The 16,979-nt window shown below is 72.0% G+C and carries 20 protein-coding genes, 3 tRNA genes and 1 pseudogene; 11 read left to right on the top strand and 13 right to left on the bottom strand.

Annotation, left to right across the window (positions count from 1 at the left end; all coding sequences use genetic code 11):
- Nucleotides 1-4 precede the first annotated feature (4 nt).
- From HF526_RS24190 to HF526_RS37530, 3 genes are all read left to right on the top strand, one after another.
- A complete protein-coding gene (locus tag HF526_RS24190) occupies nucleotides 5-895 on the top strand; it encodes a DUF72 domain-containing protein (RefSeq protein WP_338051706.1) in 891 nt (296 codons plus the stop codon).
- A gap of 109 nt (nucleotides 896-1,004) precedes the next feature.
- Nucleotides 1,005-1,151 (top strand): hypothetical protein, encoded by a 147-nt coding sequence (locus HF526_RS37535; protein WP_420821651.1) that lies wholly within the window; start codon nucleotides 1,005-1,007, stop codon nucleotides 1,149-1,151.
- Complete coding sequence (locus HF526_RS37530; protein ID WP_211177729.1) at nucleotides 1,139-1,279, top strand: hypothetical protein; 141 nt, start codon at nucleotides 1,139-1,141, stop codon at nucleotides 1,277-1,279. The genes HF526_RS37535 and HF526_RS37530 overlap by 13 nt, the downstream gene beginning before the upstream one ends.
- A 25-nt stretch (nucleotides 1,280-1,304) precedes the next feature.
- Here the strand turns inward: HF526_RS37530 and HF526_RS24180 are convergent, their stop codons facing one another.
- From HF526_RS24180 to HF526_RS24170, 3 genes are all read right to left on the bottom strand, one after another.
- Nucleotides 1,305-2,513 (bottom strand): MFS transporter, encoded by a 1,209-nt coding sequence (locus tag HF526_RS24180; RefSeq protein WP_169383861.1) that lies wholly within the window; start codon nucleotides 2,511-2,513, stop codon nucleotides 1,305-1,307.
- Nucleotides 2,510-3,604: an LLM class flavin-dependent oxidoreductase gene (locus tag HF526_RS24175; protein WP_169383860.1), complete on the bottom strand. Its 1,095-nt coding sequence runs from the start codon at nucleotides 3,602-3,604 to the stop codon at nucleotides 2,510-2,512. Before HF526_RS24175 ends, HF526_RS24180 begins: the two co-directional genes overlap by 4 nt.
- A gap of 73 nt (nucleotides 3,605-3,677) precedes the next feature.
- Nucleotides 3,678-5,282, bottom strand: a complete 1,605-nt coding sequence (locus HF526_RS24170) for an acyl--CoA ligase family protein (protein ID WP_169383859.1) — start codon at nucleotides 5,280-5,282, stop codon at nucleotides 3,678-3,680.
- Nucleotides 5,283-5,488: 206 nt separating this feature from the next.
- Between HF526_RS24170 and HF526_RS24165 the strand changes: the two genes are divergently transcribed.
- Nucleotides 5,489-6,253 (top strand): VOC family protein, encoded by a 765-nt coding sequence (locus HF526_RS24165; protein WP_169383858.1) that lies wholly within the window; start codon nucleotides 5,489-5,491, stop codon nucleotides 6,251-6,253.
- 10 nt (nucleotides 6,254-6,263) lie between these two features.
- On the opposite strand, the gene HF526_RS24160 is transcribed toward HF526_RS24165, so the two are convergent.
- The 3 genes from HF526_RS24160 to HF526_RS24150 all read right to left on the bottom strand — a co-directional run bounded on the left by HF526_RS24160 (nucleotide 6,264) and on the right by HF526_RS24150 (nucleotide 8,822).
- Nucleotides 6,264-6,455 carry a ferredoxin gene (locus HF526_RS24160; protein ID WP_169383857.1) on the bottom strand — a complete coding sequence of 64 codons (192 nt, stop codon included), beginning with the start codon at nucleotides 6,453-6,455 and terminating at the stop codon, nucleotides 6,264-6,266.
- A gap of 43 nt (nucleotides 6,456-6,498) precedes the next feature.
- Nucleotides 6,499-6,771: a hypothetical protein gene (locus HF526_RS24155; protein WP_169383856.1), complete on the bottom strand. Its 273-nt coding sequence runs from the start codon at nucleotides 6,769-6,771 to the stop codon at nucleotides 6,499-6,501.
- Nucleotides 6,772-6,944: 173 nt separating this feature from the next.
- On the bottom strand, nucleotides 6,945-8,822 hold the full coding sequence (locus HF526_RS24150) for an acetate--CoA ligase (protein ID WP_169383855.1): 1,878 nt from the start codon (nucleotides 8,820-8,822) through the stop codon (nucleotides 6,945-6,947).
- A gap of 468 nt (nucleotides 8,823-9,290) precedes the next feature.
- Between HF526_RS24150 and HF526_RS24145 the strand changes: the two genes are divergently transcribed.
- A complete protein-coding gene (locus HF526_RS24145; protein WP_169383854.1) occupies nucleotides 9,291-10,586 on the top strand; it encodes a GDSL-type esterase/lipase family protein in 1,296 nt (431 codons plus the stop codon).
- A gap of 6 nt (nucleotides 10,587-10,592) precedes the next feature.
- Here the strand turns inward: HF526_RS24145 and HF526_RS24140 are convergent, their stop codons facing one another.
- The 3 genes from HF526_RS24140 to HF526_RS24130 all read right to left on the bottom strand — a co-directional run bounded on the left by HF526_RS24140 (nucleotide 10,593) and on the right by HF526_RS24130 (nucleotide 11,601).
- Nucleotides 10,593-10,988 (bottom strand): hypothetical protein, encoded by a 396-nt coding sequence (locus HF526_RS24140; RefSeq protein WP_211177727.1) that lies wholly within the window; start codon nucleotides 10,986-10,988, stop codon nucleotides 10,593-10,595.
- A 9-nt stretch (nucleotides 10,989-10,997) separates the two neighbouring features.
- A complete protein-coding gene (locus tag HF526_RS24135; RefSeq protein WP_169383853.1) occupies nucleotides 10,998-11,243 on the bottom strand; it encodes a heavy-metal-associated domain-containing protein in 246 nt (81 codons plus the stop codon).
- Nucleotides 11,244-11,319: 76 nt separating this feature from the next.
- Nucleotides 11,320-11,601, bottom strand: coding sequence for a metal-sensitive transcriptional regulator (locus tag HF526_RS24130; protein WP_169383852.1), 282 nt, complete (start codon nucleotides 11,599-11,601; stop codon nucleotides 11,320-11,322).
- Nucleotides 11,602-11,938: 337 nt separating this feature from the next.
- On the opposite strand from HF526_RS24130, the gene HF526_RS24125 reads away from it, so the two are divergent.
- From HF526_RS24125 to HF526_RS24110, 4 genes are all read left to right on the top strand, one after another.
- Nucleotides 11,939-12,175, top strand: coding sequence for a hypothetical protein (locus tag HF526_RS24125; protein ID WP_169383851.1), 237 nt, complete (start codon nucleotides 11,939-11,941; stop codon nucleotides 12,173-12,175).
- Nucleotides 12,176-12,620: 445 nt separating this feature from the next.
- Nucleotides 12,621-12,693, top strand: a tRNA-Glu gene (locus HF526_RS24120).
- A gap of 47 nt (nucleotides 12,694-12,740) precedes the next feature.
- Nucleotides 12,741-12,814 (top strand) — tRNA-Asp (locus tag HF526_RS24115).
- A gap of 36 nt (nucleotides 12,815-12,850) precedes the next feature.
- A tRNA-Phe gene (locus HF526_RS24110) sits at nucleotides 12,851-12,924 on the top strand.
- An 11-nt stretch (nucleotides 12,925-12,935) separates the two neighbouring features.
- On the opposite strand, the gene HF526_RS35685 is transcribed toward HF526_RS24110, so the two are convergent.
- The 4 genes from HF526_RS35685 to HF526_RS24090 form a co-directional block, all read right to left on the bottom strand.
- A complete protein-coding gene (locus HF526_RS35685) occupies nucleotides 12,936-13,532 on the bottom strand; it encodes a flavoprotein (RefSeq protein ID WP_169383850.1) in 597 nt (198 codons plus the stop codon).
- Nucleotides 13,529-14,143, bottom strand: a complete 615-nt coding sequence (locus HF526_RS35680) for a hypothetical protein (RefSeq protein ID WP_169383849.1) — start codon at nucleotides 14,141-14,143, stop codon at nucleotides 13,529-13,531. Before HF526_RS35680 ends, HF526_RS35685 begins: the two co-directional genes overlap by 4 nt.
- A 269-nt stretch (nucleotides 14,144-14,412) precedes the next feature.
- Nucleotides 14,413-15,078 (bottom strand): hypothetical protein, encoded by a 666-nt coding sequence (locus HF526_RS24095; RefSeq protein ID WP_169383848.1) that lies wholly within the window; start codon nucleotides 15,076-15,078, stop codon nucleotides 14,413-14,415.
- On the bottom strand, nucleotides 15,071-15,652 hold the full coding sequence (locus tag HF526_RS24090) for an RNA polymerase sigma factor (protein WP_169383847.1): 582 nt from the start codon (nucleotides 15,650-15,652) through the stop codon (nucleotides 15,071-15,073). Before HF526_RS24090 ends, HF526_RS24095 begins: the two co-directional genes overlap by 8 nt.
- A gap of 283 nt (nucleotides 15,653-15,935) precedes the next feature.
- Between HF526_RS24090 and HF526_RS24085 the strand changes: the two are divergent.
- Together HF526_RS24085 and mftR are read left to right on the top strand one after the other, a co-directional pair.
- Nucleotides 15,936-16,154: pseudogene (locus tag HF526_RS24085) on the top strand (VOC family protein); the annotation flags it as partial.
- Nucleotides 16,155-16,286: 132 nt separating this feature from the next.
- A complete protein-coding gene (gene mftR / locus HF526_RS24080) occupies nucleotides 16,287-16,934 on the top strand; it encodes a mycofactocin system transcriptional regulator (protein WP_169383846.1) in 648 nt (215 codons plus the stop codon).
- The last annotated feature ends 45 nt before the right edge of the window (nucleotides 16,935-16,979 follow it).

Raw genomic sequence — 16,979 nt, 5'->3', positions numbered from 1 at the left:
CGGGGTGACGGAGATCCGGATCGGGACGTCGGGCTGGCGGTACCCACCATGGCGCGGAACGTTCTACCCGCCCGGCCTCGTGCAACGCCGGGAACTGGAGTACCTCTCCCGCGCGGTGAACAGCGTCGAGATCAACGGGTCGTTCTATTCGCTGCAGCGCCCGGAGAAGTACCGGTTGTGGGCCGCGCAGACCCCGGACGACTTCGTGTTCGCGGTCAAGGGTGGCCGGTTCATCACGCACATGAAACAGCTGCGCGACGTCGAGACGCCGCTGGCCAACTTCCTCGCCTCCGGAGTGCTCGCGCTCGGCCCGAAGCTGGGCCCGCTGCTGTGGCAGCTGCCGCCGCGGATGCGCTACGACCCGGACCGGCTGGAGGCGTTCCTCGCGATGCTGCCGCGCAGCACCGGCGCCGCCGCGGAACTGGCCACGCACCACGACGAGCGCCTCGAAGGGCGTTCCTTCACCACGGTCGACGCCGACCGGCCGCTGCGGCACGCGCTGGAGGTCCGGCACCCGAGCTTCGAGGACCCGGCCTTCGTGGAGCAGCTACGCGCGCACGGCGTCGCCCTGGTCGTGGCCGACACCGCCGGGATCTTCCCGTACCTGGAGGACGTGACGGCCGACTTCGTCTACGTCCGGCTGCACGGCGCCACCGAGCTCTACGTCAGCGGCTACACCCCGGAGGCCCTCGACGCGTGGGCACAGAAGGCGCGGGCCTGGCAGGCCGGCGAGTCCCCGGTCGGCGAGCACACCCTCGCGGCACCGGCGCCGCGACGACCGGAGGGCCGCGACGTGTTCGTCTACTTCGACAACGACGTGAAGGTGCACGCGCCCTACGACGCGATCGGCCTGGCCGAACGGCTGGCCGTCCGGCCGGGCGCAGTCCTGCATTGAGCCCGGGCTGATCGGGTGTGTCGCGAACGTGCAGGGCGAACAGCGATGTCAAGCACGACCTGCTCGAGGTTCCCCGGGCCCGGTGGTCAGCGCGAAGGCGGCCGGTGCGATGGCCCGCAGCGCACGCCGCCCGCTGCGCGCCGACCTGGCCGTCGCGGTGACCGGCGCAGGCGGCCCCGACCCCAGGACGGCCGCGAGCCGGGGACGGTCTTCCTCGCCCTCGACGGCCCCGGCACCCACCGGGTGCAGCGGCTGAAGCTGGATCCGGCGGATCCCGGTGCGGTCTGCCGGGAGACCGCCGTGGCGGCGTTGAGTCTGCTCGTCGAGGCCATGGGCGACGCAGACGAGACCGGCGCGGACGCGACCCGCGTCCTGGCCGGGTGAGCGGGTCGGGACCGCCGGGGCGCGGCTACCGCGCGGCCGGCTCGTGGGCGACCCGGTGCGCGACGAGCATCCGCCGGCCGATGATCATCCCGGCGGCGGCGATCACCATCGTGACCGCCCCGCTGAGCCACGCCACCGGGAACGACGCGTGCGTGGCGAGGAAGCCGAACCCGACCGGCCCGAGAAACCCGCCCGCGTACACCCCCACCTGCACGATCGAGGTCGCCGCGGCGGGTGCCGACGGGTTGAGCCGGACCACCGCGAACTGCAGCAGCCCCGGCCACGCCCAGCCCAGCCCGAAGGCGAGGATCGTGCCGATCACCAGCGCGACCGTGCCCGGGGTCGCGAGCAGCACCAGCCCGCCCGCGCCCAGCACGAGGCTCCCGGCGACCACCGTGACGTGCCCGCCGTTGCGCCGGTCGGCGAGCCACCCGTGCAGCAACCGCATGGACAGCCCGACGATGCTGCCCAGGGTCAGGACCAGGCCGGCCAGCCCGGGGTCGATGCCCCGGTCGACAGCGGACGCCACGAGGAAGATGCCCAGCGCCGTCGCCGTCGCCGCGGCCAGCCCGGAGGCCAGCCCGATCACGCTCAGCGCCGCGGTGGCCCGTTCCCCGGGGGCGGCGCGGTTCCGCTCGTGCGCCGCGACGTGTCGAGGGCTGAGCAGCAGCGCCGACACCGCGAGCCCGGCGCCGATCACGTAGGCCCAGCGCCAGCCGACGGTCAGCGCGACGACGGGCACCGCGACCCCGGAGAGCAGTGTGGCCAGCGGGATCGCAGCCTGCTTGACCCCGAACGACAGCCCCAGCCGGTGCGCCGGGACGGACCGGGCCAGCGTGAGGTTCGACGACAGCTGGCCCATCACGTTGCACCACGCGCTGCACAGCAGGATCGCGACCAGCGCCGGATAGGACCGCGCCGCGGCCGCCAGGACGGTCATCACGGCCGCCGCGCCGAGCACCGCGAGGCGGCTGGTGGGGCCCGACCCGAACCGCTCCACCAGCCACCCGACCGGCAGCGACGCCAGCGCGCTGACCCCGAAGTACAACGCCACGACCAGTCCCAGCCCGGCCGGGTCGAAGCCGAGCTCGGCGGAGATCTGCACCGCCAGCGCTCCGGTGAGGAAGATCGGCAGCACCGTCGCGGTCGTGGTGGCGACGGCGCCCGAGGCGGCGCGCAGCGCCCCGGGCGCCTCCCGCGGCGGGGCCGCGGCACCCGGGGCGGCGCGGGTCATGCGGCGGCGCCGAGCACGCGATGCGTGTCGATCGCCTGCAGCTTCGGCAGTACGGCGCTCGCGAACAGCGCCTGGTTGCGCATCGCCTCCGCGGTGCTCTGGTGCCCGAACGTGGACAGCACCGCGATCACCCCGGCGGCGTCGATCCGGCGCGCGTAGTCGACGAGCTGGTCGGTGACGGCGTCCGGGGTCCCGTGCACCTGCAGCCCGGCCAGGAAGTGGGTGAACTCCTCCAGGCCGCGCTTCTTGAGGTTCTTCGCGAGTGCCCCGTAGTACTCGTAGCCCGGGATCTCGGCGAGGCCCTCGTTGCCGAACTCGTAGTGCTCCACGATCGACCGGGCGTAGCGGACGATGTGTTCGGAGTGCAGCTCCTGCGCGGCGGCGGCCGACTCGTGCACCGCCGTCCAGGTCGCCAGCAGTGGCCGCGGCGGCTCCACTCCGTTGATCTCCAGGAAGCGCTCGCGGTAGGCCGCGACCTCGGCCTCGGTGGTCGCCCACGGCTTCTGCGGGATGACCAGCACCCCGAAGCCGAGCCGGGCCATGATGTCCATCGATGCGGGGGACACCGCGGCGGCGTACACCCGACCACGCAGCGACCCGCGTGGTTTCGGGCGCAACGCCACCGGCGGCTGGCGGTAGTACTCGCCGTCGTAGGCCATCGTGCCGGTCTCGAAGCCCTGCACGAGGGCCTCCGCGTGCTCGATGAACCGGGGCCGCGACTCACCCATCTCCAGGCGGAAGCCCTCGAACTCGATCCGGCCCAGGCCGCGCCCGACGCCGAGCACCAGCCGACCCTCGGAGAGGTGGTCGACCAGCGCGAGGTCCTCGGCGAGGCGCACCGGGTCGTGCCAGGGCAGCACGACGACCATCGACCCGAGCAGCACCCGCCGGGTGCGGCCGGCGAGGTAGGTCAGCACCTGGGCCGGGTTCGGGCACATGTGGTAGCCGTCGAAGTGGTGCTCGGCCGCCCACAGCGAGTCGAACCCGTCCGCCTCGGCCTGCTCGGCCAGGCGGAACTCGGTGGCGACGATCTCGGCGTCCCGGTCCGGGTCACCGTTGTTCTGCAGGAAGATGCCGCGCCCGACGTGCATGGTGAGCAACGCTAATGGACAAACGCCCGCCAGGCAGTGCTCCAGGTCACATGTGTCGACCCCGGCCGGCGGGTCAGCCCCGGATGCGGCTGGCCTCCCCGGACCACTCCTTCTCCCGCAGTTCGAACTTCTGCACCTTGCCCGTCGAGGTCTTGGGCAGCTCGGTGACGATCTCCACGGCCTTGGGCGCCTTGTACCGGGCGATCTTCGACTTCACGTGCTCGATGAGCTCCTCCTCGGTGGCGCTCTCCCCGTCGGCGAGCACCACGAACGCCTTGGGCCGCTCGCCCCACCTCTCGTCGGGTACGCCGATCACGGCCACCTCCAGCACCGCGGGGTGCGAGACGATCGCCTGCTCCACCTCGACCGTGGAGATGTTCTCGCCACCGGAGACGACGACGTCCTTGGCCCGGTCGCGCAGCTCGACGTAGCCGTCGGGGTGCATGACGCCGAGGTCGCCGGAGTGGAACCAGCCGCCGGAGAACGCCTTCGCGGTGCCCTCCGGGTCCTTGTAGTAGCCGGCCATGACGTTGTTGCCGCGCATGACGATCTCGCCCATCGTCGTGCCGTCGGCGGGAACGTCGTTCATGTCCTGGTCGACGACGCGCAGCCAGTCCGCGCACACCATGCCGACGCCCTGGCGGGCCTGCATCCCCGCCCGCTCCTCGGGCTCGAGCGAGTCCCAGGCCCGCTGGTACTGGTTGACCGAGTACGGCCCGTAGGTCTCGGTGAGCCCGTAGACGTGCACGATGCGGAAGTTCATCCGCTCCATCTGCAGGATCGTCGTCGGGCTCGGCGGCGCGCCCGCCGTGGTGATCACGAGCTGGTAGTCCAGCGTCGTGGCCTCGGGTGCCCGCATGATCGTGGTGACGACGGTGGGGGCCCCGTTGAGGTGAGTCACCCGGTGTTCGTTGATCAGCTTCCAGATCACGTCGCCGCGCACCTCGCGCAGGCACACATGGGTGCCGCCGATCGCGGTGATGGCCCACGGCGTGCACCAGCCGTTGCAGTGGAACATCGGCAGCGTCCACAGGTACACGGTGTCCGGGGTGTGCGCGGAGTGCACGACCTCGCCGAACGAGTTCAGGTACGCGCCGCGGTGGATGTACTGCACGCCCTTGGGCTTGCCGGTCGTGCCCGACGTGTAGTTGATCGCGATCGTCGCGTTCTCGTCCTCGACCGCCCAGGGCAGCGGGTCGTCCGCGCCGCGGGCCAGCAGGTCGTCGTAGGTCACACCGCTGCCGGTGCCGTCGCCCGGCGCCGCCGGGTCGATCACGGTGATGATCTCCTCGACGGTCTTCAGGTCGGCGGCCACCGGCGCCACCTGCGGATACAGCGCCGCATCGACGACCAGCAGCTTCGCGCCCGAGTGGTCGAGGATGTAGCGGATCTCCTCGGTGGACAGCCGGGTGTTGATCGCGACCAGGACGGCGCCGGCGAGCGGCACGGCGAAGTGCGCGACGAGCATCTCGGGCACGTTCGGCAGCAGGTAGGCCACCCGGTCGCCCGGCTCGATGCCGGAGCCGCGCAGCGCGTGCGCGACCCGGGTCGCCTCCGCGGCGAACTCGGCGTAGCTGGACCGGCGGTCGCCGTAGACGATCGCCTGCTTGTCCGGATAGACCTCGGCCGAGCGACGCAGGAACGCCAGCGGGGTCAGCGGGGTGTTCCAGACGGTCATCGGTGACTCTCCTCCGGCTTCGGGCGACAGCGAGGTGATCCTGACCCCTGGCCGGGGGAGCGGCAAGCGGCACCGGTCGTCCGGGGGGTCCGGGGCGTTCTGATAAGGCCGTTCAGCCCTGACCGGGGAGGCCCGGCCGGACGAGGATGTCCCGCTCCGGTCCGTGAGCTCTGCAGCACCACGGACCCCGACCAGCGGAGCTTGCGATGGAGATGCACAGCTACCCGCCGGGTAGGCCCTCCTGGGTGGATCTGGGCACCCCCGACCCCGCGGCGGCGGCCGAGTTCTACGGCGGGCTGTTCGGCTGGGCCGGCGAGGAGGGGCCGCCCGAGTCGGGCGGGTACCGGATGTGTCTGATGAACGGGTACCCGGTCGCCGGCATCGGCCCGATGCGCCACTCCGGGCGCCCGTTCTGGGCCACCTACATCTCGGTCGTGGACGCCGACACCACGGCGAAGTCGGTCCGGGACGCAGGCGGGCAGGTCTACCTCGAACCGATGGACGTCATGACCTGGGGCCGGATGGCCGCGCTGTCCGACCCCACCGGCGCGGCGTTCGCGGTGTGGCAGCCACGCGACCACATCGGCGCCGGCTTGTGGGGCGAGCCCGGGGCGTGCTGCTGGAACGAGCTGACCACGCGCGAGCCGGCCGCGGCCGCCGAGTTCTACCACGCGGTGTTCGGCTGGACAGCCCGGACCGAGCCGATGGGCGGTTTCCCGTACACCGTCTGGCTGCGGGGCGACCAGTGGATCGGTGGCATGTTGACGATGGACGAGAAGTGGCCCGCCGACATCCCGGCGCACTGGATGGTCTACTTCGCGGCCACGGACACCGACACCGCCGCCGCGCGCGCCCGGGAACTCGGCGGCGCGGTCCTGGTGCCCCCGACGGACATCCAACCGGGCCGCTTCACGGTGCTGGGCGACCCGCAGGGCGCGGTCTTCAGCATCATCACGCCACCCACGGGTTGACCGCGGCAGGTCACTCCTGCAGCGCGATGGCCGCCTTCGGGCAGCTGCGCACGGCCTCCTCGAGCTTCGGCCGCAGCGACTCCGGGGGGTTCTCGTCGAGGATGTAGAGGAAGTCGTCCTCCCGGACCTCGAACACCTCGGGCGCGATGCCCATGCAGACGGCGTTGCTCTCACACAGATCGAAATCCACGACGACCTTCATGCGCGTCATCGTGCACCCGGATGCCCCGCCCGGGAGACCCAGGTCACCCTTTCAGCGGCCGATCCGGCTCACCGGCGGCCACCGCGGTGGTCGCCGGAACGGCGGCTCGGATCATGGAGTACGGCCGGGCCACCGTCGAGAGCGCTGTGCGCGGAGTCGGTGTCGGGTGGTGCAGGGCCGGCTCGCCGACGTGGCGGGACGGCGCCGCGCCGCGGCGGCCCGGGCCCTCCGCCGCGGCCCCGGCGACCGCGAGGACCAGGGCGGCGCCCAGCAGGGCGGCGAGCGCGACTATCCGAGTACTGCCGAGGGCGTGCATAAGAGGCGGTCCTCTCGACGAACGGGACGACCGCCGAGGGGGAGCGTGCGGCCGCGTCCGGACATCGGGAACGGGGCCGCGGGGCGTTACCCCGCGGCCCCTGCAGCCGCCGAAGTTGGTCCGTACGGCCCTGTCTTGATACGGCCGAAAGGAGTACGTCACTGCGTGACGCACTACTCCCGGCGCAGCACCGGTCGCAGTGCGTCGAGCACCGATGCGTCGTCGATGGTCGAGGGCACCGGCTCGTCGACGCCGTCGGCGATCCCGCGCATCGTCTTGCGGAGGATCTTGCCCGAGCGGGTCTTGGGCAGCGCCGCGACGACCGCGACGTCCTTGAGCGAGGCGACCGCGCCGACCTGGTCGCGGACCATCTGCACGAGCTCTGCGCGCAGCTGCTCCTCGTCGGTGTCGACCCCGGCCTTGAGCACGACGAACCCGCGCGGGATCTGGCCCTTCATCTGGTCGGCGACGCCGATGACGGCGCACTCGGCGACGTCGGGATGGGAGGCGAGGACCTCCTCCATGCCGCCGGTGGACAGCCGGTGCCCGGCGACGTTGATCACGTCGTCGGTGCGGCCCATGACGAACAGGTAGCCGTCGGAGTCGAGATGCCCGCCGTCGCCGGTCAGGTAATAGCCGTCGAAGGCCGACATGTAGGACTTCACGAACCGCTCGTCGTCGTTCCACAGCGTCGGCAGTGACCCCGGCGGCATCGGCAGCTTCACGACGATCGCGCCGTCGGTGCCCGCCTCGACGGGCTTGCCGTCGGGGCCGAGCACCTGCACGTCCCAGCCGGGCAGCGGCAGCGTCGGGGAACCGGGCTTGATCTCCTGCGCCTCGATGCCCATCGGGTTGGCCACGATCGGCCAGCCGGTCTCGGTCTGCCACCAGTGGTCGATCACGGGGATGCCGAGCAGGTCGGAGGCCCAGCGGTAGGTCTCGGGATCGAGCCGCTCACCGGCGAGGAAGAGGTACTGCAGGTTGCTGAGGTCGTAGTCGGCGAGCAGCGTGCCCTTCGGGTCCTCCTTCTTGATGGCCCGGAACGCCGTCGGCGCGGTGAACATGCTCTTCACGCCGTTCTCGGCGATGACCCGCCAGAACTGGCCGGCGTCCGGGGTCCCGACCGGCTTGCCCTCGTAGAGCACGGTCGTCGCGCCGGTGAGCAGCGGCGCGTAGACGATGTAGGAGTGCCCGACGACCCAGCCCACGTCGGACGCGGTGAACATGGCCTCGCCGGCGTCGACGTCGTAGACGTTCGGCATGGTCCAGCGCAACGCGACCGCGTAACCGCCGCTGTCGCGCACGACGCCCTTGGGTTTCCCGGTGGTGCCGGAGGTGTAGAGGATGTAGAGCGGGTCGGTGGCCTTGACCGGCACCGGCTCGGCCGGTGTCGCCTCGGACATCGCCTCGGCCCAGTCGATGTCGTTCTCGCCCATCGTGGCCTCGGCCTGCGGCCGCTGCAGGATGACCTGCTTGGCCGGCTTGTTCGCCGCCATCTCGATGGCCCTGTCCAGCAGCGGCTTGTACTCGATGACCCGCTTGCCCTCGATGCCGCAGGACGCCGACACGATCACCTTCGGTGCCGCGTCGTCGATGCGGACCGCGAGCTCCTTGGGCGCGAAGCCGCCGAACACCACCGAGTGCACGGCGCCGATGCGGGCCGTGGCCAGCATCGCGATCGCGGCCTCGGGGACCATCGGCATGTAGATCACGACCCGGTCGCCCTTGCCGACCCCCAGGCCGGCGAGCACACCGGCGAATCTCGCGACCTCGTCGCGCAGCTGGGTGTACGTGTGGGTCCGCTTCGTGCCGGTGACCGGGCTGTCGTAGATCAGTGCGGCCTGGTCGCCACGGCCGGCGTCGACGTGGCGGTCCAGCGCGTTGTACGCGACGTTCAGCTCCCCGTCGGGGAACCACCGGTAGAACGGCGGGTTGGCGTCGTCCAGCGCGCGCGTCGGCTTCACGTGCCAGTCGATCGTCTCGGCGGCGCCCAGCCAGAACGCCTCCGGGTCGTCCACGCTGGCGCGGAAGATGTCCTGGTAATCGCCCACGTGCGGGCCTCCTTGCAGCGTCGTCGCTTCGTGGTGGCACGACAGTAGGCCGTGCCGGGTTCCCGGTGTAGATCCTGTGCTCACCGTGGCCGGCTGCCACCTGGTCGGATGGTCAGGCTGAGGTGTGCCACCCGCCTCGGTGACGGCCCGGCCGGCGATCTCCGAGCGTGAATTCCACGCAACGTAACGTAATCACCCATTCGGACCACTCACCGATGAGCTGACGGCGTCGTTCGTCTGGACGTAGCGACGTGCGCAGTACCCGGACGGGCGACACCGCGTCCGTCACGTCGTCGCCGATCTCGGCGACCATTTCCGCGGGCGGTGATCGTCCGGCCGACCGGCATCGACGGGCGAGGGGGTTCGGGTGGGGCGATGCGGGTGATCGCGGCTGTCGGCGCGAGCCTGAGGCGGGCCGTCCGGCCACACCGGTCCCGCTGGGCGCCCCCCGGTCTCGCGATCGGAACCGTGCTCGTGACGACGGTGAGCGCACTCGTCGCGGTGGGTGCGGTCGGTGATCCGTCGGCGGCGGCGGCCGGTCAGCGCCCGGCTGCCCGGACGGCCGGGTCCGACTCCTGCGGACCGGGCTGGGTGACGGCGTGGGAGACCAGCCCGCAGGCGGCGGCCGGCGTGCCGATCGCGTCGGCGCTGGCGGGGCGGACCCTGCGGATGATCGTCCGTCCACAGGTCACCGGCTCGGAGATCCGGGTCCGGCTCTCCAACCGCTACGGCCGGGTGCCGCTGCTGGTCGGCGCGGTGACCGCGGGCCGGGCCGGTGTCGGCCCGGCGGTGCTCGGCGGGACGGCGCGGCCGGTGTTCTTCGGCGGGCTGCCGGTCGTCGCGGTGGCACCGGGGGCGGAGATCCTCAGCGACCCGGTGCCGTTCGTGGCCGAGGCAGGTCAGCCGATCGCGGTGAGCATGTTCCTACCGGCCGAGCCGGACCACGTCGCCGCACACCCGGTCGCACTGCAGACCTCGTACGTGTCCGGTGGCGGCGACTTCGCCGACACCACCGACGGCGCCGCGTTCGCCACCCCGATCTCCTCGTGGTTGGTCCTCACCGGGGTCGACGTCCTCGCTCCCCACCACGAGAACGCCGTGGTGCTCGTCGGCGACTCGATCACCGATGGGGTGGGCAGCGACCCCGGCCGCGACGACCGCTGGTCCGACGCGCTGTCCGCCCGCCTCGCCGGCGTCGGCGGCCGGGCTGTGATGTCCGTGCTCAACGCCGGGATCTCGCGCAATCAACTGCTCGCCGACCGTCCGGAGATCGAGGGCGATTCGCCGGGCCGCCGGTTCGCCCACGACGTCGCGGCCGCGTCCGGTGTCACCGACGTGGTGCTGCACATCGGCACCAACGACATCGCGGCCGGGCGCACCGCCGGGCAGATCATCTCGGGTCTCATCGGCTTCGCCGACCAGGCCCGCGCCGCCGGACTGCGGGTCTTCCTCACCACGATCACGCCGTCGGTTGCGGGTGCGCACGGCACCCCTCGCGCGATCGCGGTCCGCGACGCGGTGAACGCGTGGGTCCGCAGTCAGGGCGAGATGCACGCCGACGGCGTGTTCGACTTCGCCGCCGCAGTGGCCGACCCGGCGCACCCCAGCCGGCTCCTGCCGGTGTTCGACTCCGGGGACGGCCTGCACCTGACGGCGGCCGGCTACCGCGCGCTGGCCGGTGCGGTGCAGCTCGACCGGCTCACCGGCAGCCCGTGCCTGGCCGGCGACGATCCCGCCCGGGTCGCGGTGGCCGGGGGACGCTGAGGGCGCTCAGCGGTTCTTGCGCCGGTTGAGCCGCAGCGGATTGCCCGGCCCGCGTGACGGCTCGTCGTCGATCCGGGCAAGGGGACCGGTGGGGGTGTCCTCCCGGTCGAGCCGCTCGATCACCCACTCGACGGCCATGGCACCGGGGGAGACGCCGCGTTCCTCGGCCAGGCGGCGGAGCTGCTCGATCCGCAGCGCGGGGAGCCGGAGCTGGAAGACCTGGGCCGAGCCGAAGCGCCCGGTCAGCTCGGTGGCGCCCTCCTCGGACTCGCGGGCCAGGGCGGCGAGGTAGGAGTCGAGCTCCGGATCGTGCGGGAGAAGCTCGGCGTCCGCCGGAGACGCGGCTGCGGGCTGTTCGGGCGCGCGGTGCCGCGACCGCCGGCGATCGCGGAACGGGGACATGCCGGCAGCCTACGACCGCCCGTCCCCGCGACGTCGGTCGGCGAGCGAGAAGCCGGCCTCGACGACGGCGGCCTCGATCTCGTCGTGGCCGAGCTCGCGGTCGCTGAGCACGGTGACGGCGCCGGACTCCAGGTCGACCTCCACCTCGCGCACGCCGTCGAGCTCGCTGATCTCCTCGGTGACCGACATCGTGCAGTGCCCACAGGTCATGCCCACGACGGTGACGCTGCTGCGGAACGGGGTCTCGACGCTCATGGGGAGCCTCCTGAGTGATCGTCTGGGGCAGATGGTGACAGGGCGGCCCGACGGTCGTGCCGGGTCCCGGTTCCGGTCAGGAGCGAACGAGCCGGGCGATCGCTTCCGCGGCCTCCCGGACCTTGGCCTCGCCCTCCTGCTGGCCGGTGCGCGCGGCGTCGACGACGCAGCCCGACATGTGCTCGGAGAGCAGTTCGAGGGCGAAGGACTGCAACGCCCTGGTCGCGGCCGAGACCTGGGTCAGGACGTCGATGCAGTAGACGTCCTCGGACACCATCCGTTGCAGGCCGCGGACCTGGCCCTCGATGCGGCGCAGTCTCCGCAGGTGGGCGTCGCGGTTGTCGGTGTACGCGGGCATGGTGGCCTCCCGGCTCAATCGCTGCGTCGATCATACCCACTGGGGGTACAACGTCCCATCCGTCGCAGTTGGATCACGGCTCATCATTGTGGCAACACACCGTGTTCGGAGGGTGACCGAATGTCGGTGACCTCACCCGTGAAGGGGCATGCATCCGCCCGGCACGATGGGTAACGTGCCGGTCACGGCCACGGGGGTGGCTGCGCGGTGTGTCGGAGGTGGGGCCGCGGTTCCCGGTCCGGGTGAAGGGGACCAGGCCGACGCAGGCGTGCTCGACGTCTGTCGTGCCCCTCTCTGCTCAGCCGAAGCCAGAGGGCGACCGGACGGGGAGGCGTCGATGAGCGGGATCGGCAGCGCACGACGGGACATCAGTGACGAGCGGCCGGTGCCGGCGGGTGCGATTCCCACCCCGCGCACGGCGGCCGACGCCTACCGGGTCTCGGACGACCAGGTGCACCGTGCGCGGTTGGTGGTCGCGAAGAACTCGGCGGACCCTGAGGACCTGCGGCAGTTGCTCGACATGCTCGGCCTGATCTCGTCGAATCCGGACCTGCCGCCGCCGGTCAGTCGCTGACCGAGCGGGCGCCGGCGGGCGGATCCGCCGGGTCTCCGCTGTGCGTCCGCGGCCCCGGGCGGCTGGCACGCACCCCCCGAGCCGGCATGCCAGGCGTCCCGGGACCGTTCGAGAAGTTACCGGCTGTCCGTCGGTCGCGCCTGTCGAATGTGTGCCGCCGTCGCCGCGGACAGGCTGCCGGTGGGCCCTCGGGGTCGATCGGGCACCGATTCGGGGCGACCCGGGTGGTGGCCGAGGTCACAGAAGTCCCTTTTCGGCTCCAGGGCCTGGTCAGGGCCCTCTCCGGGGCGTCGGCGACCACCCGGGAAGGCCCTCTGACCTGCGGTTTCAGTGCCGGATCGGCTTTAGGGGACCCTCGGTTTGGGGTCGCGCAGGGGCCTGTCATATGCTTACCTCGCTTCCAACGGCAAGCCGTTGGAGGGCAAGGATCACTCCGGTGGTCCAAGCCCCCATCGTCTAGCGGCCTAGGACTCCGCCCTTTCAAGGCGGCAGCGCGGGTTCGAATCCCGTTGGGGGTACGTACGATGCACAATGAGGTGCGGCAGTATCAAGCAAGATCAAGCAAGGCCCAGTGGCGCAGTTGGTTAGCGCGTCGCCCTGTCACGGCGAAGGTCGCGGGTTCGAGTCCCGTCTGGGTCGCTCCATCCGGGGTCCGGTGAACGCTCCGGATCGCCCGGCCAGGTAGCTCAGTTGGTACGAGCGTCCGCCTGAAAAGCGGAAGGTCGGCGGTTCGACCCCGCCCCTGGCCACAGCGAGCTGTCTACTTCTCCTGTTCAGGATCCCGCCGGCCGGCGGTGACCTGGTCGACCAGATCGAGGATCACACCCCAGGGCAGCGTGCGCCCCGGGTCCTCCGCGCCCGGCTCGGCGAGCGGCCACACCTCAGGCCCCCACACCAGATGTGCCCCGGCGGCGCGCAGCGCCGTCAGATGCGATGCCCATGCCGGGTGCCGGACGTGCGCGGCGTTGACCCGCGGGAACACGATCACCGGGACCGCAGGGTCGCCGAGGGCCTCGCACGCGGTGGTGAGGGCCTGGTTGTCGCCGATGCCCAGCGCGAGTTTCGCGACCGTGTTGGCGGTGGTCGGGGCGACCACGTAGCAGGTCACCGGCGGGTGCGGGCGCTCGTCGCCCGGCAGCCGGGGCTCGTCGCGGACGACCATCCCGGTGCGCAACTCCAGCCGGGCCCGCTCCCCGGTGTGGGCGAGCCAGGTGGAGGCGGTGGGGGTCAGCGTGATCGCGACCCGCCAGCCGCGGCGCAGGGCCGGCTCGACGAAGTCGGTACGGATGGTCTCGGCGCCGGCGGCTGCCGAGGCGATGAGGCCGATGACGCCGGGCGGCTCGCCCGCCGGGGTCACGTGCGCCGCCGCGCGTTGTCCGCCCGCATCTCCTCGGCGTCCACGTCCGAGGTGAAGTAGCGGGACGCCAGCAGTTCCAGCAGCGTCGGAACCGGCTCCGCCGTCATGCTCAACTCGCCGCTGTCGTCGGAGATGTCCTCCCGGCGGAAGCCTCGCCGGCTCAGCACCTCCGCCACCCGGCCGGCGGTGCGGGCATGCCACTGCTCGGCGGAGAAGGACGAGATCTCCCGCAGTAGCCGGCCGGCCCGGGTGCGGTGCTGGCACACCGAGTCGATGGCCGCCGCGGTGTCGGGGGCGGTCGGGAGTGCGTTGGTCACCACCCTCATATGGTGCGGCACCCGCGCCTGTGAGATCTGCAGGTCCGGGCAGAGCCGCTCGAAGGCCGGCGGCCGGATGATCGCGAGCTGGCCCCCTGCGAGAACGAGATCGATGTCCGGGTCGAGGACGAGCACCGGGCGATCGAGGATCGCCAGCGCATCGTCGAAGACGGTCAGCCAGCTGATGACGTCACCGGGGCGCGGCGGGTCGGCGGTGACCAACGTGCCGATGAAGGCGTCCGTGGTGATGCGTCCCGCCTTCCGGCCGAGGAGGTGGACCATCGGATTGTCCATGCCGCGGACCGTGTCTGTCCGGGTTGCGCCGCGGCGTCAGGAGACGAGACGGACGGCCTCCTCCACGCCGATCAGCGCGAGGCCGGCGGGTGACGCCAGGGGAGACCACCGACAACCCGGAGGGGTCCATCGGCCCGGGTCCGGCTCACCGTCCGTTGGCGGCGAGCCTGCCGCCGGTGGTGTCGCCGTCGAGCAGATGCGCATCCGGCTGCTCCGAGCCATTGCAGGTGCTGCTGGCCGGCGACGTGGGCGAGGTGTGCGGGAGCGGGTCAGCTCGGGGCGGCGAAGTCGGCCCTCGCGAGCACCCGGCTCGTCGTCGCGTCGGATACCTCGATCGCAGCCAGCGTCGACCGCTCGATGGGCACCGGAGCACCCCAGAACGAGTCGTTGCCCTTTGCCGGGAAATCTCCGACGACCACGCGCGCACCGTCCCGGCGCAGGACGGCGCAGGACAGCATCTGGCCCGGCTGGACGTCCTCCATGTACATGTAGATCCACGACGGGTTGCCCAGATACCCGAACGCCTGCCCGGTCTCGTGCCCGTCCGTCATCAGCGGCGCGAACAGCAGCGTCCGCTCCCCGGCGGCGACGGGGGTCGGCGGGCGAGGCGTCATGGTCGCCGCGAGACCCCACCCGCCGCCCAGCAGCGCGACCGCCACCGCCGCTGCCACCAGGATCCGCCGGGCGCGATCCGGTCTGCGCCGCGGCGGCCCTATCCGTTCGAGCACCCGGGTCTCGAACCCGAGCGGGGGCTCCGCGTACGGGATCAGCGCCCGCAGCCGGTCGTGCACCCGGGTCAGGTCGTCGATCTCCGCCCGGCACGCGGGACAGGCCTGCAGGTGCACGACCGCTTCGGCGCGCTCGCGCCCGGTCGCCACGCCCAGCGCCAGCTCGGCGGCCATCCCGTGGCAGCGCATGCAGCCCGCCTCAGTCATGATCCACCCGCCCTGGCTCCAGAGCGGCGTTCAATCGCAGCATGGCGGCCCGGATCCGCGTCTTGGCGGTGCCGAGCGGAATGCCCTCGGACTCGGCGATCTCGCGTGCGGTCATTCCCCGGTAGGCCGCCATCACCAGGGCCCGTGCCTGCTCGGCGGGCAGCGCGGCGATCGCCGCGTGCAGCTCGGCGGACGACTCGGCTGCGATCGCGTCGCCTTCCGGCGTCCGGCTCACCGCGACCAGCAGGTCCTCGATGTCACCGGGGTCGAGCGGGGTGGGACGCCGGGCGCGGACGGCGTCGACGGCCAGGTTGTGCGTGATGCTCGTCAGCCACGCCGCGACGGTGCCCCGTCGCGCGTCGTAGACCTGCGCATGTCGCCAGGCCCGCTCGAACGCCTGCTGGGCCACGTCCTCGGCCAGCTTCGGCTCCCCGACCACGCTGTAGGCCACTCCGAACACGGCGCGCTGAAAGCGGCGGACGAACGCGACGGACAGCTCCGCATCGCCGGTCCCCAGACCGGCGAGCAGCAGATCGTCGGCGAGCCTCTCGACCGGCCGGCGGCGGATCCGCATGAGTCTCCTACGGGCGCCAGGGGCGGCAGGATTGGTTCGTCCGGAACCTTCGTCGCCCCATGGGTCACGATCGCATCACGACGATGGCCGTCGCAATCCCTCAGCTTCCCGCGCCCGTAGTTCACCAGCGGCGTATGAGAGCCGGCGGCTACCGATTCGGGACGCTGCGGAGTGCGCCCCGGCGGTGGGCGGATCGCGGCGCCGGTCATCTCCCACTCGGGGGGTGGGGACGGCCGGCCCGCGGTCACGCCGCCGCACGCGTTGACCAGGGGGAGGCGGTCCCGGGCTGGTGCCCGTACCGGCATCCGAGGGCAAGCAGGTCGAGTACCGGCTGCGTCTCGACCTGGCGCCGTGCGCCGACGACGACCAGTCCGTCGAGGTCGCCCGCCTGGAGCAGTTGGGGGCCGAGCGGGTTGACGTGGGCCATGGCGACGAGACATTCATGGTCCTCGCCGATCCCGAGGGCAACGAGTTCTGCGTGCTCAGCCCGCGGGACCGGTGACCCGGCCACAGGATCTCCTGGTCGGCGTCCGGTGCCCCGGGAGCGTGGCATGCTTCCTCTCGTCCGCGGGCCAGGTGTTGGGTGGTCTGGATGACGACGTTCGCGGCACCCCGTGCCGAAGAGGAAGAGATGATGTCCGCAGTCGCCGACGAAGGGTCGGCCGGAGCTCGCAGGGCGGGCCGGCGTCCGGTCACGTCCCGTTCGGAGATCGAGCACATCGCGCTCGACCTGTTCTCCGAGCGCGGCTTCGACACCACGACGGTCGACGACATCGCGCAGGCCGCCGGAATCGGACGGAGGACCTTCTTCCGGTACTACGCGTCGAAGAACGACGTCCCCTGGGGCGCCTTCGACGAGCAGTTGCACCGCATGCGCGCGACTTTCGCCGCGCTACCGGCGGGAATCCCGGTGATGGCCGGCATCCGGGCGGCGGTCCTGGACTTCAACGAGGTCGACCCCGCCGAGCAGCCGTGGCATCGCCGCCGGTTGCGGTTGATCCTCGGGACGCCCGCCCTGCAGGCGCACTCCACGCTGCGGTACGCGGCGTGGCGTCAGGTCGTCGCCGACTACGCGGCGATGCGGCTGGGCGTCGCGAGCGACGCGCTCATCCCGCAGACGATCGGCCACGCCTGCCTCGGCGTCGCGCTCGCCGCATATGAGCGATGGCTCACCGAGGAGGGCGCCGAGCTGAGGCAGCTGCTGGGTGAGGTCTTCCGGTCGCTCGAGCACGGATTGGTCGGCACCCGGCCCGATGCAACGGAGAGCCGCAGCACTCCGTAATCGTGGGTCCTGCCCGGACCACGGAAGGGGTGGCCGGCGATATTC

Source organism: Pseudonocardia acidicola, assembly GCF_012911935.1.
GTDB classification, from domain to species: Bacteria; Actinomycetota; Actinomycetes; order Mycobacteriales; family Pseudonocardiaceae; genus Pseudonocardia; species Pseudonocardia acidicola.
The sequence above is the reverse complement of the archived record's forward strand: the minus strand, read 5'-3'. Positions and strand labels throughout refer to the sequence as shown.

Bases quoted from the DNA above. Each gene is read 5' to 3' on its own strand.
- HF526_RS24140 (WP_211177727.1), bottom strand. From the start codon at position 10,988: ATGTCCCCGTTCCGCGATCGCCGGCGGTCGCGGCACCGCGCGCCCGAA.
- HF526_RS24090 (WP_169383847.1), bottom strand. From the start codon at position 15,652: ATGCGGATCCGCCGCCGGCCGGTCGAGAGGCTCGCCGACGATCTGCTG.
- HF526_RS24125 (WP_169383851.1), top strand. From the start codon at position 11,939: ATGAGCGGGATCGGCAGCGCACGACGGGACATCAGTGACGAGCGGCCG.
- mftR (WP_169383846.1), top strand. From the start codon at position 16,287: ATGTCCGCAGTCGCCGACGAAGGGTCGGCCGGAGCTCGCAGGGCGGGC.
- HF526_RS24175 (WP_169383860.1), bottom strand. From the start codon at position 3,604: ATGCACGTCGGGCGCGGCATCTTCCTGCAGAACAACGGTGACCCGGAC.
- HF526_RS35680 (WP_169383849.1), bottom strand. From the start codon at position 14,143: ATGGACAATCCGATGGTCCACCTCCTCGGCCGGAAGGCGGGACGCATC.
- HF526_RS24095 (WP_169383848.1), bottom strand. From the start codon at position 15,078: ATGACTGAGGCGGGCTGCATGCGCTGCCACGGGATGGCCGCCGAGCTG.
- HF526_RS24180 (WP_169383861.1), bottom strand. From the start codon at position 2,513: ATGACCCGCGCCGCCCCGGGTGCCGCGGCCCCGCCGCGGGAGGCGCCC.
- HF526_RS24160 (WP_169383857.1), bottom strand. From the start codon at position 6,455: ATGAAGGTCGTCGTGGATTTCGATCTGTGTGAGAGCAACGCCGTCTGC.
- HF526_RS24170 (WP_169383859.1), bottom strand. From the start codon at position 5,282: ATGACCGTCTGGAACACCCCGCTGACCCCGCTGGCGTTCCTGCGTCGC.
- HF526_RS24135 (WP_169383853.1), bottom strand. From the start codon at position 11,243: ATGAGCGTCGAGACCCCGTTCCGCAGCAGCGTCACCGTCGTGGGCATG.
- HF526_RS24130 (WP_169383852.1), bottom strand. From the start codon at position 11,601: ATGCCCGCGTACACCGACAACCGCGACGCCCACCTGCGGAGACTGCGC.
- HF526_RS37535 (WP_420821651.1), top strand. From the start codon at position 1,005: ATGGCCCGCAGCGCACGCCGCCCGCTGCGCGCCGACCTGGCCGTCGCG.
- HF526_RS24165 (WP_169383858.1), top strand. From the start codon at position 5,489: ATGGAGATGCACAGCTACCCGCCGGGTAGGCCCTCCTGGGTGGATCTG.
- HF526_RS24155 (WP_169383856.1), bottom strand. From the start codon at position 6,771: ATGCACGCCCTCGGCAGTACTCGGATAGTCGCGCTCGCCGCCCTGCTG.